This window comes from Latilactobacillus sakei, assembly GCA_002953655.1.
In the GTDB taxonomy this organism is placed as follows: domain Bacteria; phylum Bacillota; class Bacilli; order Lactobacillales; family Lactobacillaceae; genus Latilactobacillus; species Latilactobacillus sakei_A.
The window spans coordinates 1,344,113-1,360,306 of record CP025839.1 but is presented as its reverse complement, the minus strand read 5'-3'; the positions used below and the strand labels follow the sequence as shown (position 1 = coordinate 1,360,306).

At 40.7% G+C, this 16,194-nt stretch carries 16 protein-coding genes; 12 read left to right on the top strand and 4 right to left on the bottom strand.

The features are described 5' to 3' along the window. The first annotated feature begins 118 nt into the window (after positions 1–118). The 3 genes from C0213_06760 (at position 119) to C0213_06750 (ending at position 4,331) form a co-directional block, all read left to right on the top strand. On the top strand, positions 119–985 hold the full coding sequence (locus C0213_06760; GenBank protein AUX12128.1) for a glucose transporter GlcU: 867 nt from the start codon (positions 119–121) through the stop codon (positions 983–985). 166 nt (positions 986–1,151) lie between these two features. Further along, on the top strand, positions 1,152–3,695 hold the full coding sequence (locus C0213_06755; protein AUX12127.1) for a hypothetical protein: 2,544 nt from the start codon (positions 1,152–1,154) through the stop codon (positions 3,693–3,695). Between the two features lie 177 nt (positions 3,696–3,872). Next, the gene (locus C0213_06750) at positions 3,873–4,331 is read left to right on the top strand and encodes a hypothetical protein (protein ID AUX12126.1); all 459 of its coding nucleotides are present in this window, start codon (positions 3,873–3,875) and stop codon (positions 4,329–4,331) included. Positions 4,332–4,388: 57 nt separating this feature from the next. On the opposite strand, the gene treR is transcribed toward C0213_06750, so the two are convergent. Beyond that, positions 4,389–5,102 (bottom strand): trehalose operon repressor, encoded by a 714-nt coding sequence (treR, locus tag C0213_06745; protein ID AUX12125.1) that lies wholly within the window; start codon positions 5,100–5,102, stop codon positions 4,389–4,391. Between the two features lie 172 nt (positions 5,103–5,274). On the opposite strand from treR, the gene C0213_06740 reads away from it, so the two are divergent. Genes C0213_06740 through C0213_06720 form a run of 5 tightly spaced genes read left to right on the top strand, consistent with a single transcriptional unit; the run spans position 5,275 to position 10,333 of the window. Next, a complete protein-coding gene (locus C0213_06740) occupies positions 5,275–6,753 on the top strand; it encodes a PTS glucose transporter subunit IIBC (GenBank protein ID AUX12124.1) in 1,479 nt (492 codons plus the stop codon). Positions 6,754–6,764: 11 nt separating this feature from the next. Beyond that, the gene (locus C0213_06735) at positions 6,765–8,414 is read left to right on the top strand and encodes an alpha,alpha-phosphotrehalase (protein ID AUX12123.1); all 1,650 of its coding nucleotides are present in this window, start codon (positions 6,765–6,767) and stop codon (positions 8,412–8,414) included. A 28-nt stretch (positions 8,415–8,442) separates the two neighbouring features. Continuing rightward, positions 8,443–8,919: a PTS glucose transporter subunit IIA gene (locus C0213_06730; protein ID AUX12822.1), complete on the top strand. Its 477-nt coding sequence runs from the start codon at positions 8,443–8,445 to the stop codon at positions 8,917–8,919. Between the two features lie 8 nt (positions 8,920–8,927). Beyond that, on the top strand, positions 8,928–9,728 hold the full coding sequence (locus tag C0213_06725; protein ID AUX12122.1) for a hypothetical protein: 801 nt from the start codon (positions 8,928–8,930) through the stop codon (positions 9,726–9,728). Then, the gene (locus tag C0213_06720; GenBank protein ID AUX12121.1) at positions 9,725–10,333 is read left to right on the top strand and encodes an SGNH/GDSL hydrolase family protein; all 609 of its coding nucleotides are present in this window, start codon (positions 9,725–9,727) and stop codon (positions 10,331–10,333) included. Before C0213_06725 ends, C0213_06720 begins: the two co-directional genes overlap by 4 nt. Before the next feature lie 56 nt (positions 10,334–10,389). On the opposite strand, the gene C0213_06715 is transcribed toward C0213_06720, so the two are convergent. Both C0213_06715 and C0213_06710 read right to left on the bottom strand, forming a co-directional pair. Beyond that, complete coding sequence (locus C0213_06715; GenBank protein AUX12120.1) at positions 10,390–11,097, bottom strand: hypothetical protein; 708 nt, start codon at positions 11,095–11,097, stop codon at positions 10,390–10,392. Positions 11,098–11,157: 60 nt separating this feature from the next. Then, on the bottom strand, positions 11,158–11,838 hold the full coding sequence (locus C0213_06710) for a hypothetical protein (protein ID AUX12119.1): 681 nt from the start codon (positions 11,836–11,838) through the stop codon (positions 11,158–11,160). Positions 11,839–12,013: 175 nt separating this feature from the next. On the opposite strand from C0213_06710, the gene C0213_06705 reads away from it, so the two are divergent. From C0213_06705 to C0213_06690, 4 genes are all read left to right on the top strand, one after another. Continuing rightward, positions 12,014–12,433: a MerR family transcriptional regulator gene (locus C0213_06705; protein ID AUX12118.1), complete on the top strand. Its 420-nt coding sequence runs from the start codon at positions 12,014–12,016 to the stop codon at positions 12,431–12,433. An 18-nt stretch (positions 12,434–12,451) separates the two neighbouring features. Beyond that, on the top strand, positions 12,452–12,865 hold the full coding sequence (locus tag C0213_06700) for a cupin domain-containing protein (GenBank protein ID AUX12117.1): 414 nt from the start codon (positions 12,452–12,454) through the stop codon (positions 12,863–12,865). 15 nt (positions 12,866–12,880) lie between these two features. After that, positions 12,881–13,201, top strand: a complete 321-nt coding sequence (locus tag C0213_06695; GenBank protein ID AUX12116.1) for a 4-carboxymuconolactone decarboxylase — start codon at positions 12,881–12,883, stop codon at positions 13,199–13,201. 231 nt (positions 13,202–13,432) lie between these two features. Continuing rightward, complete coding sequence (locus C0213_06690; protein ID AUX12115.1) at positions 13,433–14,191, top strand: nicotinamide mononucleotide transporter; 759 nt, start codon at positions 13,433–13,435, stop codon at positions 14,189–14,191. 54 nt (positions 14,192–14,245) lie between these two features. Here C0213_06690 and spxB read toward each other — a convergent pair whose 3' ends face one another. Next, positions 14,246–16,081: a pyruvate oxidase gene (spxB, locus tag C0213_06685; GenBank protein ID AUX12114.1), complete on the bottom strand. Its 1,836-nt coding sequence runs from the start codon at positions 16,079–16,081 to the stop codon at positions 14,246–14,248. Between the last annotated feature and the right edge of the window lie 113 nt (positions 16,082–16,194).

The following is a 16,194-nucleotide window of genomic DNA, read 5'->3' as shown; positions in this document are numbered from 1 at the left end:
TTTTAAATAAACAGACCATTTTAGAATGCGCTTAATGGTGCCGTTTTCCCTCTAGAAATCAATTGCGTTTGTCTGTATAATGGATTCTTGTACTTTAGAGAAGAAGAGGAATTTAAAAATGGCTATTTTAATTGCATTAATCCCAGCACTTGCTTGGGGTAGTATCGGATTGGTAAGTGGTAAATTAGGTGGTAACGCTTATCAACAAACTTTTGGGATGACAATCGGTGCGCTGGTTTTTGGAATCGGTACCTTTTTAGTAATCCAGCCTCAGTTAAACTTATTTATCATGGTAATCGGGATCATTTCCGGGTTATTTTGGAGCATTGGTCAAGGACAACAGTTCCAATCAATGCAAGCAATGGGTGTTTCTAAGACAGTGCCAATGTCAACAGGGATGCAATTGATTGTAAACACTTTAGCGGGTGCTTTGTTATTCCATGAATGGAAAACAACACACGACTACGTCTTTGGGATTATCGCGTTAGTAATCTTGATTGCTGGTGCAACATTGACATCCATGAAAGATCCTAAGAGTAGTTTAGCAGCTAAAGAAGACACACAATTAGCACGTGGCTTCCGGGCCTTGATTCTTTCAACAATCGGTTATGGTGGTTACACAATCATTGTTAACTGGTCAGGGATTAGTGCAACAACCATTGTCTTACCACAAGCAATTGGGATGTTTATCGGCGCCGCTATCTTTGCTGGTGTTGGTATTGGTAAAGCAGTCTTTGATAAGAAAACAGTTTTGAACATTGGTACTGGTCTATTATGGGGCTTAGGGAACTTGTTCATGTTGATTTCAATGTCAGATATCGGTCTTGCCATCAGTTATTCACTTTCACAATGTGGGATTATCATCTCAACAATTGGTAGTATCTACCTCTTGGGTGAACGGAAAACGAAAAAAGAAATGGTGTATGTCACCCTTGGGTGTTTATTAGTCATTGTCGGTGGCGTAACATTGGGTATGATGAAATAATCTTAATCTTAATTAAAAAGCAGACTGGTACCTTCATAAATTAGGTAGAAGTCTGCTTTTTTGTTTGAAAAATAACCACTAAATCAGTGCACTTGTTTTATGGCATTTTAACTAAGTGGCATGCTATGCTTAGATTGGTTTTCAGATAAGAGAGGATTGAAAGTTGATGCAAACAAAATATAAACAGGCCCTCAGTTATTATGGACTTAGTTTCGGATTGCCGTTGGTGTTGTTATTAATCGGCTTTGCAATGATGGGTTTGGTGCCTTTTGGCAATCATAACTTACTATTCAGCGATTTAGGAACACAGTACATGCCATTTTTGGCAGAATTTAAACGTCAGGTGGCCCATTTTAATTTTAGTGCTTATTCATTTTCATTATCACTGGGTGGTAATTTAGTGCCCTTAGCAGCCTATTACTTAATTAGTCCATTTAATCTATTGCTGCTTTTGGGTTCTAATAGTCAATTACCAGTAATGATTAGCTATGTAATTGCCCTTAAGATTTGTACGATGGGGGTGACGATGAGTTATTTCCTGAGAACACGGACGACATCTTACCATTATTCGGCATTGATTTTTTCAACCGCATATAGCTTGTGTGGTTTTGTAGCAATGAATTTTTATAACCTCATGTGGTTAGATGCCTTAATCTTAGTACCGTTGATTGTCATTGGCCTCGAGCGCTTGTTCTCAGTAAAAAAACCAACGCTTTACATTGTGACTTTGACAGTTTCAATCTTGACCAATTATTATTTGGGTTATATGACATGTTTATTTGCTGTTTTATATATGATTAGTCTCGTGATTAAGCAACGACAACCACAGCAAACATGGCTGCAATTAATGAAGCAACAAGCACGGGTGATCTGGCAATTTATTTGGTCCTCGCTAATTGTTGGGGGTCTGAGTGCTATTATTTTGGTCCCAGCGTTATTAGGGATGTTAAAGACAGGTAAAAAGACGATTGCGATGACTAGTTTTTACCCCACCCCACAGTTTGGCTGGGAAGTACTGACCCAATTTCAAGTAGGCGGTAGTCATTATACCCAGCGACTAACGCATGAACCAACGCTTTTTGTTGGGACGCTAGGGTTGTTATTTGCAGTTTTATATTTTACCTTGCCACAAATTAGGAAACAAGCGAAGTATGCGAATGGCTTTTTGGTGCTTAGTTTAGCACTTAGTTTTTGGGTAACCACTTTTAATACGGTTTGGCATATGTTTCAGCAGCCAGAAGGTTTTCCATATCGGAATGCTTATTTATTTTCATTTGTCTTAATTAAGCTTGCTTACGAGGCAAGTTTAGTACGAGGGCAAAATAAAAGAGCCAAAGTCGGGACTATCATTTTAATCGGCGGCTTATTGGTAATGGGCCAGTTGAAATTACACAGTAGCCAATATCCTCAGATTGCGCAACAGTCTTGGTTATTATTAAGTGGCTATACAATATTTCTCGGGTTATTATTTTATTATTGGGGGCAAGCGCGACAACGTTATCAAAAATTAGTGATGATTAGTGTAGCGTTGGTGTCCTTTAGCGAATTAGTGACCAATTTTCAATTGATGACGCAAAAAATACCCTTAGGTTATCAAAAACAATATGCGCAACAATATCAGCGTCAAGCAAGTGTTTATAAACGCCTGAGTCAAGCTGATCACGATTTTTATCGGGTTAATAATCAGTCAATTTTATTAAAATCAGCCTATCGAGAACCGTATTATGGTTATAATGATGCTTTGTTATTTGGTCAATATACATTGAATAATTATTCGTCAACTTTAGATGAACAAATGCGTAGCATGTTAGTAGATCTCGGCTTTTACAGTAAGAATGTCCGTCGCATTAATGGGGTCGGGCATACAGCCATTACTGATTTATTGTTTGCGAATCGTTATGATTTACAGCAAAAAAAAGGGCAAACAATTATCCAACGTCATCAAACCCTCGGCTTAGGCTTTGCAGTTAATGCTGATTTAGCAGATGTCACTTTGAAAAAGCATCGGCCATTTGATAATCAAGATCGCCTGTTACAAGCAATGGTAAATACTGACAAGCCGTTTTATAAGATTCATCAGGTCGATACGGTTCGCGAGGAGGTTAAGGCCCAGCGCTATCGCTATACGTTAGAGGTACCAAGTGATACCAAAGGCCCGACTTATCTATATTTACCGCATCAGGATTTAACCCAGATTAAGCTTTGGGTGAACGGCCGTAAGAAAAAAACACCCATTAAAGTTAATAGTGCCGCAATTATACCGTTGGAAGATTCGCATAGAGGGCAACCACTGAGATTAACCGTGATTAGCCCCAAACGCCAAAAAATAAGTCATTTCCAAGTTGCAACCCTTAATCAAAAGCGCTTTGATCAAGCGATTAGGCAACTTAGTCATCAAAAGTTAATGACAACCGCTTTATGGCGGGATAACGGGCACGTTGAAGGCCGAATTGATAGCCAATCAGCAGGTCAGTTACTTTATTTAAGTCTCCCATATGATGCGGGGTGGCATGCGAAAATCAATCATCATACGGTTAAACCTAAGAAAGTAATGGCTAATATGTTGGCATTGCCATTAAAAAAAGGTACTAATGACGTGCAATTACGATATTATGCACCAGGCTTATTAATCGGCCAGATAATTAGTTTAGTAACATTATGTATTTGGGGCTTAGTTGCTAACTGGCAGAAAATAGTTATTAAGCGCTGAATAGCGATCTAATGAAAAAGTGCAATTAACAAAATATTTTGTTAATTGCACTTTTTTTATTTCAAGTCTTAATAAATAGCAAGCAATGTGAAAAAGTGCACTATAATTGACGGAATGACTATACATACTATATAGTTATATTAACGATAAGAATTTTATTTAGGAGGCGACTAGCGAATGCGAAATCAACACATCCAATTATCAGCTGAAGATTATGTGATTCAATGGAATCGGTTTTTAGAACAATTTATTGTTTTTGAAACAGTTTTTAGTGAATATACGCAAACTAGTAAGAATATCACGCGTGGGAAAAAGCTAGTGGGTGAAAATCTACAATTATTAAGTCGATATTCAATTAAGAATTTAGCAGCGCTAAAGCGATTTGTCGAACAAGTGCATTGTATCGAGCCACCTTCTGAATTTTCTGAAGTGCATACACAATTACGCATCGTCATTGATCATTATGTACAGGCAGCCGAAGATTTAATCGCAGCAATTGGCCAACATGATGGGGCCCAATTATTGGCTAAACTTGAGACTAATCGGCAGATTCAAAAGCGACAGTGTTATAAGATCAATCAATTGCTCAATCACATTGGCACTTTAAAAGCTGAGCCTATTTCTAAGAGTGGTTAATAAAAAAGAAAGTTAGCTGACACCCTGAGTATGTCGACTAACTTTCTTTTTTTGATATTAGATTGATTGGCGACGGGCATGTTCTATAAATTTAAACTTATCCGCGCGGTGAATCGATTCTGTAAACTGAATTAATGTATTATCTTGGAGATGCGTGATCCCCTTGACGCTAACGACGGCACTATTAGGCGCTAATTTTAAAATGGCGCATTGTTCTTCAGTTGCTGGCACAACAGTGAACTCCTTATTGCCGTAACCAATTTTGAGCCCGAGTTCTTGTTCGAAATAGTGATAAAGCGAATCTTGGGCGACTGCGCGGGATATTTCGGGGACGACACTGGTTAAAACGTAGTCACTATCGATGACAATTGGCTCACCATTAACCGTTCGTAATCGCTGAATGTATGTTGCAGGAAGAATCTCAGTGGAATCTAGATGGAAGGATGCTTGGGGGACATTGGCTTTTTTGAGTTGTAAGACAGTCGTTTGTGTATGCATATCAAAGAGATTATCCAACTCACGGTAACTGGTTAGGCCAGAAATTGGGAAGGCGTATTTATCAAAGTCTAGGACTAAAGACCCCTTGCCTTTAATCTTATGAATAAAGCCATTTTCTAAAAGACTAGCAAGCGCCTTGCGGACTGTTTCGCGCGAAGTACCATAAGCTGTCGCGAGTTCATTTTCACTCGGTAAAAATGAATTGGCTGGATAGACTTGGTTTGTAATTTTATGGACCAATTCACGGTAGATTGTTTCGTATTTTTTCGACATAAACTAAACCTCAATCGTTTGATTAGTTCCATCATATAAATTAATGACGAAAGTTGCAAGTAGGATTTGTAAACGGTTTAAAAAAGTTCGTTGACAACTTGTCTATACATGTTGTAATATGAGTTCATAACAGAAAGCGCTTTTACAAAAAGAAATTAAGGGAGGATTTAACATGGCACAAAAAGATTATTCACAACTCGCAAAAGCAATCGTTGCCGGTGTCGGGGGCAAAGAAAATATCGATAGTTTAATTCATTGTATTACACGGCTTCGGTTTTATTTAAAAGATGAATCAAAAGCACAAACCGAAACAATCAAAGCTTTGGATGGCGTCATTAATGTGCAAAAAGCATCCGGTCAATATCAAGTGGTGATTGGCAATCAGGTGACAGCGGTTTATGATGCCGTAATTGCTGAAATTGGTTCTGAGTTTGCTGACGAAGAGGAAACAGCCCAAGTAGTGGCAACCACCAAAAGAAAACAGAACCTAACCCCATGGGGACGGGTGAAGGACGCTTTTAGTCAATTAATTGGTGTGATCACCGGTGCCATGAGTCCTATTGTCGGAATCTTAGCTGCCGGCGGGATTTTAAAAGGCGTATTAGCAATGTTAACGATGCCACAACTAGGCGCGTTAGTGAGTCAAAAGAGTGAATTCTATATTATTTTAAGTGCAATGGGCGATGCTGTCTTTTACTTCTTACCAATGTTAGTTGGTTTTACAGCCGCTAAAAAATTAAAAGGCGATCCGGTCTTAACCGCGGTTATCGGGGGCGTTTTAGTCCACCCATCATTAGTCGCTTTAAACGGTAAATCACTTCTTGAGATTGGTTCGTTAAACTTCCCAATGGTGAACTATACGTATTCAATTTTTCCAATGATTTTAGCAGCCTGGTTGGTTGCTAGATTAACAAAATGGGTTAAGAGTTGGTTGCCAGGCTACTTACAAATTATCTTTACACCACTAATTGTTATTGCCGTTGTTGCAGCTATTACACTTTATATTACAGGTCCAGCAATTATTTGGTTATCAAACGGTTTAGCCTTTGGGATTCAATTCTTACTCTTAAAGAGTGGTTGGTTATCCGGTTTATTAATCGGTGGCTTCTATCAAGTGCTTGTTATCTTCGGGCTTCATTGGGGGATTTTACCAATCATTGCCAACGACGTGGCCACTTCCGGACACAGTTATTTAAACGCAATTTTAAGTACGACGATGGTTGCCCAAGGGGCTGCTGTATTAGCAGTGGCGATTAAGACTCGAAAAACAGCTTTAAAAGAATTATCATTTGCTGGTGCCATTTCAGCTTTCTGTGGGGTAACAGAACCCGCTATTTATGGGATTAACTTGAAATACAAACGAGTTTTCATCTCTGGGTTAATCGGTTCCGCAGCTGGTGGTTTTGTCAGCGGCTTATTGCATGGTAATATGTTCGGTTTTGCTGGTTCATGGATTGGCTTTGCATCATTCTTGGATCCCAAACACCCAGCAGATTTATCAAACCTCTGGATTTTCATTGCCGCTTCAGCGGTTGCAACAATTGTGCCATTCATCGTCACTTATGTTTGGGGTTACAACGACCAAATGCAAGAAGGCCAAGGAATGGCTAAACCACAAAAACCAGGTACGACTAAAAAAGTAACAGCATAGGAGAGAGTCATATGAAATGGTGGCAAAAAGCAACAGTTTATCAAATTTATCCACGGAGTTTTCAAGATTCAAATGGGGATGGCATCGGTGATATCAATGGCATTATCCAACGTTTAGATTATTTACAAGACTTGGGAATTGAATTAATTTGGCTAACACCGATGTATGTCTCGCCAGGTCGCGACAATGGGTATGATATCGCGGACTACTATCAAATCGATCCGATTTTTGGGGACTTAACTGATTTTGAACGTCTCTTGAAAGAGGCCCATCAACGCGGGATTAAAATTATGATGGATATGGTGGTCAACCATACTTCAGATCAACACCGTTGGTTCCAAGAAAGTTTGAAGGGCAAGGACAATCCTTATCACGATTATTATCTATGGCGTGATCCTGTTGATGGTCATGAACCGAACAATTGGTTATCTAAATTTAGTGGTAGTGCTTGGGAGTATGTCCCCGCGTTAGATCAGTATTACTTGCATTTATACGAGAAGCGGATGCCTGATTTAAACTGGCGCAACCCGCAATTACGTGAAGAAATCTATCAAATGATGCAATTTTGGGCTGATTTAGGAATTGATGGTTTACGACTAGACGTTATCAATAACATCTCGAAGGATAAAGATTTTCCTAACGATACCTTTGCGACACCAAGTGATGATGGCCGTAACTTTTATACCAATGGGCCGCACGTCCATGAATATATTCATGAAATGTACGAACGCGTCTTTGGGCCTAACAACTTTGTGACAGTTGGTGAATTATCATCAACCCCCGTCTCAGAAGCGATTCGGTATACGAATCCAGAACGCGAAGAACTCTCGATGGCGTTTACCTTCCATCACGTCAAAGTGGATTATACGGGTGGTAAAAAGTGGACATTAGGGCAATACCGGTTATCTGATTTGAAGCGGATTTTAAGTCAATGGCAAACTGAAATGGCAGCGGGCGGTGGCTGGAACGCCTTGTTCTGGTCAAATCACGATCAACCTCGGGCAATTTCACGCTTTTTAGACGATGGTCAATATCGGGATCAATCCGCTAAGTTACTGGCATTAGTTGAATTTGGATTACAAGGCACACCGTATATTTATCAAGGGGAAGAAATTGCGATGAAGAACGCTAATTTCACTTCGATTGATCAATATCAAGACGCTGAATCGGTTAATGCGTATCACCAAATGTTAGCTGATGGTATTAGTGAAGCATTGGCGATCCAAATCTTGCAACAAAAATCGCGTGAAAATTGTCGGATTCCAATGCAATGGGATCTGACAGCCAATCACGGTTTTACAACTGGCACACCTTGGTTGCAACCGGTTGTTGCGGATGACTATTCGGTGGCAACTAAAGCCCAAGCCCCTGACAGCGTCTTTGCCTTTTACCAACAGCTAGTAGCGCTGCGTAAGACTGAACCAGTCCTCATTGAAGGCCAGTATCAATTATTGGCACCAGAAGATGAAGCGGTTTATACTTATCAACGCCAATTAGATCATAAAAAAGTGCGTGTGATCGCAAACTTTACAGATCAAACACAACAACGCGCTAACGCGGACGTTAAAGCGGTGATGATGAGTAATTATCCAGACCAACAATTAACGGCTGACAAAATCACATTACGTCCATATGAAGCCGTTATGTTAGAACTTGAATGAAAAGAGGATTAAAATGATGTTTAAATTTATGAAAAAAGCACCGGCGGGCCAACTAACTGCGCCGGTTACGGGTCACTATTTACCCCTCGAAAAAGTAACAGACGAAGTCTTTGCTAGTAAAGCAGTGGGTGATGGTTTTGCCATCGTACCGGACGAAATGACCAATACGATTAATGCGCCAGTCGATGGCGTGGTTAGTTCAATCTTCCCAACCAAACATGCGATCTTGATTAAAACGAAACAAGGTGTTGAAGTCTTGATTCATATGGGAATTGATACGGTTGAATTACAAGGCGCACCGTTTGAGATGCATGTGGAAGCTGATTTTAAAGTAAAAGCCGGCGAACCACTGGTGACAATCGACTGGGCACAACTAAAAGCCGCGGATAAAGCCAATACAATTATGGTCGTCAGCAGTAATGCGGTGTTTACACCAGCCGAACCACTACCAGCTGTAGTGACGACGGACAGTGTCATCGGTCAGTTCGATTTAATGGCGGAATAAGGTGTCATATGCGCGCAATTATTATTGAATCCGATGATTTCGGGATGACTGTCCCGATTTCACGCGCGATTATATTGGGATTAAAGCGCGGGCTGCTCTCAGCAACTAATGCGCAAGTCACGTCACCAGATTTTGTAGCGAGTGCTGTCTTGGCCCAGCAAAATGGGATTCAGGGGATGGGCCTGCATCTGGTCCTTGATAAGGATGTGCCAATTTGTGAGCCACAAAGGATCCCCAGTTTGGTGACGACAACTGGCCGACTGGCGAGCTATGCCAATTTACAAGCACGTGCGCAAGAACTTGATCTCAACGAGGTCAGACGTGAATTTCAAGCTCAGATCGATTGCTTTTTAGCGAGCGGTTTAAAATTGACTCATCTGACTTCTCATCATTTTATCGCTACTTTAACGCCTGCCATTTATGCACTAGTACTTGAATTGGCTGAGACTTATCAGGTGCCGCTACGTCATGAAGTCACTAAGTTACCGCAAAAACAGCGAACAGCCTATCAAGATCTGTGGCAACAGAGTGCGGTTAAAACGACTGGCGCATTAATCACGGCGCAACAAGGGCCATACTTAACACCCGCTGATATTCGCCACCAGTTATCGTTAGTTGACCAAGCGGTGTTACCGGTTATTTTAAGTCATGTCGGGTATTTATCTAGTGCTTTAAGGCAAAAAAGTAGCTTAACCACTAACCGTCTGCTTGAGCTGGAGACGCTAAAAACGTTACAAGCGATGGCATATTGGCCAAGCAATGACTGGCAGTTAATTGATTATTCGGCAATAGGAGTGAATGACAGGTGAGACAGTATCAACATTTAACGGTTTTAGGGGATAGTATCACTGATCAACGAAACCACTATGCGCATCAATGGTATTACCAATGGTTGGCGGCTTGGTTAGCGATTCCTAAGACGACTAATCTCGGTATTTCAGGTTCGACAGTTGCCCAACCATATGATCCAATGGTCAACCGCTGGCAGCTGATTCCCACTGATACAGATTTATTATTAATCTATGCTGGCATTAATGATTTTGGTCGTGATGTCCCGTTAGGCCAACTTGGTGACCAAACAACCGTGACTTTTTATGGCGCATTGCAACAAATGCTTGGTCAGATTAGTAAACATTATCCGCAAGCAACGGTTTATTTTATATCGCATGTCCAGATTGGCACCGATTTTTTCCCGACCATCAATCAAAGTGGCTATCGACAAACCGATTACGAAAACGCAATTGTCCAAGTCACCGAATTATTAGGGATTGTGCATATCAGTCTCTTTAACGAAGAGACACTATCCTTTGCCAATGCGCAGCAAGCAGAGACTCTTAGTCTTGACAGCTTGCATCCCAATGATGCCGGTCATGAAAAGATTGCCCGGTTTCTGATAACAAAAATTGATCATTAAAAAAAGCCTTGGCACAAAAATCACTTTTGTGCCGAGGCTTTTTTAGTTATTTAAAGTTAGAAAAGTTGGCCGATACCGTAGTGAATGGCCATGGTGACTAGGCCGATTAGAATGTTCCGAATAATTGAAACTTTGACCTTGCCGTCACCCAGTTTAGCACTGATATAAGCTGTAATCGAAACCGCCACAGTAACGGCGATGATGGTCCCCGTCATTTTGTAAGCTTCAGGGAGAATAATCATGGCGAATAATGGGAAAACACCACCGAAGGCTGCAGAGAAGAGAGAAGCAAAGGCGGCAGCCCAAGGATTCATATAATGGCCGAGTTCTAAATCGTATTTAACATTAACAATGGTGGCCAAAGGCTTTTTTGACATGAGATCTTTAGCAATCGCTAGTGAGGTTTCGGGGGTAACGCCTTTTGATTCGTAGAAGGCTTGTACTTCTTGGATTTGGCCTTCCTTATCATGGATTAAGCGTTGCTGTTCAATAGCAACGGCGGCTTTTTCAGTGTCACTTTGAGAACTGACGGAGGCATATTCGCCAGCCGCCATTGAAAAGGCACAGGCTAGTAGGTCTGCTAAGCCAGCGATAAAAATCGTGAAATTATTAGTTGTGGCGGCGGCAACACTAAAAAGTACGCCAACGACGGTTAAAATCCCGTCATTGGAACCTAAAACCCCAGCCCGTAATGTATTCATTTTTTCTTCCATTGTTTGGTGGGGCTTTTCAACTGAAGGGGCAGTTGTTTTTGAAATCGACATAGCAAAGGATCCTTTCGAGAAAAAATAATTGTGTGTTTTAAAAATCAGTTAGGCAAGCGTTTATTGTTTGAACAGCGTTCCAATTGCGTAAGTGACAATCATTGTTAATAAACCAGAGATAACGTTTCTAATAATGGCTTTGGGCCGATTGGCTTTACCGAGGGCAGCGGCACTATAACCAGTAATGGCGAGGGCAATCATCACCGCGATGATAGTTGCGATAACGCTAATACGATTAGGGAAAAGGGTAATGGCTGCTAGTGGCAAAATAGAGCCAATCGGAAATGAAATAAATGAGGCAATCGCAGCGGCATAAGGATTCGTGAAAGCGTTGGGTAAAAAGCCGTATTTTTCTCGGATAACAGTGGTTAGTGGGTCAGCCGTCATCATTTCTTGGGTGGCTTTCGTCGCTAATTCTGGGGCAATACCCGTTTTAATGTATTTTTGACGGACAAAGGCGCTTTGTGATTCATAATTACTTTTGAGATTGAGTTGTGTATTGAAAATTGCCATTTCTTGCGCATCTTTTTGCGTGCTGACCGAAACGTATTCGCCCATTGCCATTGAGATAGTACCGGCTAACATACCGGCAATCCCTGAGATAAAAATGGCGAAGTGATCGCTAGTGGCACCGGCAACCCCAATTACAATACCAGCAACGGAAAGAATGCCGTCGTTGGCACCCATCACACTGGCCCGCATAACATTAATTTTTTGAGCAAGAGATAATTTCTTAGTCACAATGAAGCCTCCAATAACCTTTATTACTTTATAATTATTATAAACTACGTCTTGTGATACTTCAACCGATTACTTTTAAATTGTGCAAAATTGAAATATGATTTAAAAATAAGCTTGCCTTATAGTTCACTAGAAGGTGTATTCTACAATTACTGAAACAAAGGAGGGGGCTATTTTGGCAGAAAAACAGTATAAAATTGGTGAATTTGCAGCCTTAGTAGGATTATCAACCTACACGTTACGTTATTATGAGGAACAAGGCTTAATTAAACCGCAACGGGATCCAGCTGGGCTACGCTATTACACGTTAGCCGATGTTAAATGGGTTGGTTTTATCCTCCACCTAAAAGGCACCGGAATGCGGATCAATGAGCTACAAAACTATGTTAAGCTACGGGCGCAAGGAGATTCGACAATTGAGGCGCGTAAGGCATTATTGCAGCAGGTTAAAGCACGGGCTGAAGCTGAAGTCGCTGAACTGCAAGCGAACTTGGCGATTATGGGCCGCAAAATTGATTGGTATGATGGCAAATTGGACCATTCAATAGATCAATCAGAAAGTTTCGAAACTTATTTACAACGATTTGAATCATAAAAAAGTGAGGTTATTAAAATGGTCAAAAATGAACAATTGAAAACAGAACAATTATTTACAGTGGGCGAACCGAATGTCGCTTACCAAGACGTCTTTGTTGGGCAAAGTTATTTATCCATGCTAGTTAACGAACCAGACGTCAATGTGGGTGTCGGAAATGTCACGTTTGAACCAGGCTGTCGTAACAACTGGCACATTCATCATGATGGCTATCAAATTTTATTAGTTACTGGTGGTGAAGGCTGGTATCAAGAAGCTGGTGAAGCAGCGCAACATTTGGTGCCTGGTGATGTGATTGTCACTAAAGACGGTATTAAGCATTGGCATGGTGCCACTAAGGATAGTTGGTTTAGCCACGTCGCAATCACAGCTGGGACACCGGAATGGCTAGAAGCCGTTTCTGATATTGATTACGACGCATTAGAAAACTAAAAGGAGCTTTTTAAAATGGCAAAAAAACAAACAGCAGGTCGCGATTTATTGGGCGATTTTGCGCCTAAGTTCGCTGAATTAAATGATGATGTTTTATTTGGACAAGTCTGGTCAAGAGAATCAGAATTACCAGCGCATCAACGAAGCTTAATTACAATTAGCGCATTAATTTCTGGTGGTAATTTCGAACAATTACCAGCACACCTAAAGATTGGCAAGGATAACGGCATTACTGAGGCCGAAATTGTTGAAGTCATCACACATCTAGCCTTTTATGTCGGCTGGGCAAAAGCTTGGTCAGCAATGAACGCCGCCAAAACAATTTACCAGGCTTAAACCATTTTTTTAATTGGCCTAGTTCAGCGCTTGCATTAGCGGACTAATGGGCATCTTAAAAATCGTCCATTGAGAACTACCATAATTTGAATTAAATACAAGAGTTTAAATTTAAAAAATCTGCGCGTACTATATATAGTGTTGTTAATTCGATTTGTACACCAATATATAGGAAATGGTGTTGACAATCCAAATAGATAACTAATTTAATATAAAGAGGGTTTCAGTTCAATGCAAGATAGTCGCGCAATTGCTAGTGTTTTTAATCCAAAGTGGTATATTCAACAAATGAAAGGGTGGACGACTAGTAGTTATGGTCTGTTAATGTTTGGTTTAGGTTTTATTTTGGCAGCCACGATTTCTGGTGGTCCCATGACCGGTGTGTCATTTTTAACGATGTTAGCAGGTATGCTAGGCTTTACATGTACGATTAGTATTACCAATACCAAACCCTTAAATGGTGTTTTTGGGATTATTTCTGCGTTAATCTACATTATTGTTGCTTATAACGCTAAAAACTATAATGATATGTTATTACAAACGGTCTACATTATTATGTTAGACATCCCGGTCTTATTAATGCCAGATTGGGCGCAAAACGTCGATAAAAAAGTCCGGGGTCTTGCCAGTCGCGGCAAGGGCCTGCGTAACTGGGGATTAACGTTATTATTCTTCGCTGCTTCAGTAGGATTGTTATATCTCTGGGAAAGTCATATGACAGACAGTCCACGACCATTGATTGATAGTATTGCCGCTTCAGTTGGCTTTACCGGTGCGTTATTGACAACGTTACGTTTTAAAGAAAGTTATTACTTCTGGTTTATCCAAAGTATTGTCTCAATTACTTTATGGGGGATTACAGCAATGCAAGGTGGTTCTAACTGGGTGTTATTCTTCACGTACATCTTGTACTTATCAAACGACTTAGTGTCATTTTTCGATAAGAATGTTGTTTGGTTCCATCCAAAAGAAACGATTACTGAAAACTAAAGCAGCAAAAAAAGCATCCTAACATGTGTTAGGATGCTTTTTAATTTAAAACGATTAGAGTTCAACGCCATTTTCTGCGAATAATTCTGGCAATGTTTTAAGTGATTGACCATCGTATTCAGCGAAGAAATCAGCCACACTGTATTCTTTGCCAGCAGGACGAGAAGCATCATAGCTTGCGCTAATTGATTCTGTGAGCTTGCCATCTTTGATGGTTAATTCTAATTCTTCAACAGGGATACTACGTTTATCAGTGATTTTAGCATCAATCAAGAATGGGCGACCTGCTTTTGTGACCTCAAGGGCTTTGTCAAAAGCGGCCGGTAGTTCTTTAGAAGAACGCACGGTAATTGATTCAATGCCCATTGCTTGAGCAATCATTGCGAAGTCTTGATCTTCGATGAAGATTCCTGAATAATCCATTGGTAAATCATCTTGTTCACTCTTAATGAAGTTTAATGAGGCATTAGAAGTGATGATGTTGATGATTGGCAATTGATATTTCTTTTCGGTGATTAAATCTTGCATCACCATTGAAAAGGCACCATCACCAGCAATATTGAAGACTTGACGGTCTGGATAGCTGAGTTGACCGGCTAAGGCACCAGGGACGCCTGAGCCCATTGAAGCAAAGAGGGCTGAAATCACCCATTTATTCTTAGGGGTTAAGTGTAAGTGACGGAAACTATTGATGATATTATCACCAACGTCGATTGAGAAGACAGCATCTGGTTCAGCAATCCGGTTGATTTCTTTATAGATTGGTTCAAATTCAAGCGGATCAGATGGCCGGTTGGTTAAGTCATCAAGATAAGCTTGCCAGTTCTTCATATCAGCAACCGCCGCTTTGAAGAATGGACTTGGTGCAACAGCTTGGCTACGGGCAATTACTTTTTCAACAAACGTGGTTGCATCTGACCAGATTCCCAAGTCTAAGAAATGATGACGGCCAAATTGGGCTTCGTCATTATCGATTTGGACAAACTTGAAGTCATGTGTCCGGTAAATTAAGTTGGCAAATGGGAAGTCAGCACCGATGGCAATTACTAGATCACTAACGGCCATGATTTCATCAGCCGCCTTTGAAGCAGCCCGGTTAGCCATGCCTAAGTTACCTTCATAACTATCAGGCACTAAGCCTTTTGCAAGACCAGTCATGACGATTGGAATTTGTAATTTCTTCGATAATTCAACGAGTTGGTCGCCGCCATCTTTAATCCCACGACCAACGTGGATCACAGGCCGTTTTGCGTCTTTAACCATTGCTAAGAATTGATCGACTTCTTCGTCAGTCGCAGCAGGACCGGCAACTTGTTTTCGATCTGTTGGTGAGCTTGAGCTGTATGGTGTATCTGGAATTTCAACGTAACCAAAGTTATTAGGAATAATAACAACTGCGACACCCTTGTGTTTGTAAGCTTCACGGATAGCCTTATCAACGACATATGGTAGGCTTTCTGGCGTCATAACAAGTCGATTGTAAACGGAAACGTCGTCAAACATTGGATTTTCATTAAATTCTTGGAAGTAATTGTAGTTCATATTCGTACTTGGCACTTGGCCAATTAATGCCAAAACGGGTGCGTGATCTTCTTTAGCATCGTATAAGCCAGTTAAAAGGTTCGTTGCACCAGGACCAGCAGAACCAAAAGCAACCCCAATTTTACCTGTTAATTTAGCATCAGCAGCGGCAGCAAGTGCACCAACTTGTTCGTGACGCACTTGGATATATTTAAGTCGATCTTGTTCGATCGTTAACGCACGCATTGTTGAATTAAATGAGCCACCAGGATAACCAAAAACGTGGTCAACTCCCCAAGATTCAAGAACACGAAGCATTGCAACGCTTGCTGGAATAGTTTTTTGCATTTCAGTATTTGTACCAGTCATAGTAAAAGAACTCCTTTAAGTGAATTAACTATTTAGGTTGTGTGCAACCTTATGACATATAATTTAGCACACGTTGAAATCGATTACAAGCGTTTCGCTTATTTTATCAATAG

Bases quoted from the DNA above. Each gene is read 5' to 3' on its own strand.
- C0213_06760 (AUX12128.1), top strand. From the start codon at position 119: ATGGCTATTTTAATTGCATTAATCCCAGCACTTGCTTGGGGTAGTATC.
- C0213_06755 (AUX12127.1), top strand. From the start codon at position 1,152: ATGCAAACAAAATATAAACAGGCCCTCAGTTATTATGGACTTAGTTTC.
- C0213_06750 (AUX12126.1), top strand. From the start codon at position 3,873: ATGCGAAATCAACACATCCAATTATCAGCTGAAGATTATGTGATTCAA.
- treR (AUX12125.1), bottom strand. From the start codon at position 5,102: ATGTCGAAAAAATACGAAACAATCTACCGTGAATTGGTCCATAAAATT.
- C0213_06740 (AUX12124.1), top strand. From the start codon at position 5,275: ATGGCACAAAAAGATTATTCACAACTCGCAAAAGCAATCGTTGCCGGT.
- C0213_06735 (AUX12123.1), top strand. From the start codon at position 6,765: ATGAAATGGTGGCAAAAAGCAACAGTTTATCAAATTTATCCACGGAGT.
- C0213_06730 (AUX12822.1), top strand. From the start codon at position 8,443: ATGAAAAAAGCACCGGCGGGCCAACTAACTGCGCCGGTTACGGGTCAC.
- C0213_06725 (AUX12122.1), top strand. From the start codon at position 8,928: ATGCGCGCAATTATTATTGAATCCGATGATTTCGGGATGACTGTCCCG.
- C0213_06715 (AUX12120.1), bottom strand. From the start codon at position 11,097: ATGTCGATTTCAAAAACAACTGCCCCTTCAGTTGAAAAGCCCCACCAA.
- C0213_06700 (AUX12117.1), top strand. From the start codon at position 12,452: ATGGTCAAAAATGAACAATTGAAAACAGAACAATTATTTACAGTGGGC.
- C0213_06695 (AUX12116.1), top strand. From the start codon at position 12,881: ATGGCAAAAAAACAAACAGCAGGTCGCGATTTATTGGGCGATTTTGCG.
- C0213_06690 (AUX12115.1), top strand. From the start codon at position 13,433: ATGCAAGATAGTCGCGCAATTGCTAGTGTTTTTAATCCAAAGTGGTAT.
- spxB (AUX12114.1), bottom strand. From the start codon at position 16,081: ATGACTGGTACAAATACTGAAATGCAAAAAACTATTCCAGCAAGCGTT.